The 262-nt window shown below is 47.7% G+C and carries 1 pseudogene; it reads right to left on the bottom strand.

From position 1 onward, the window contains the following. Positions 1 to 208: pseudogene (locus SB764_RS41605) on the bottom strand (hypothetical protein); the annotation flags it as partial. Positions 209 to 262 lie beyond the last annotated feature (54 nt).

The raw sequence follows: 262 nt of genomic DNA, 5'->3' as shown, positions 1-262 counted from the left end.
GGCCGAACGTCACAATACCAAGTTCCACTCTTTTTAAGGCCAGCGGGTCGGCAAGCAGCTCATCGCGAAAGGTAACCAATCCGGCGTTAAGTTCATTAATGGGTCTACCGTTCATCGAACCAGAAACATCCAGCAGCAAAATGCAGGGGCAACGTGGTTCCGGGTTACTGGCAAAATCGCTGGTGGCAAACGTGATTTGTTCGCTCATAAGAAATCCTTTCTTAGAGAATTATTGAGGTCCGGTATCATACCGATTGCAATA

This window comes from Paraburkholderia sp. SIMBA_027 (assembly GCF_046535315.1).
Classification (GTDB): Bacteria; Pseudomonadota; Gammaproteobacteria; order Burkholderiales; family Burkholderiaceae; genus Paraburkholderia; species Paraburkholderia tropica.
The sequence above is the reverse complement of the archived record's forward strand: the minus strand, read 5'-3'. Positions and strand labels throughout refer to the sequence as shown.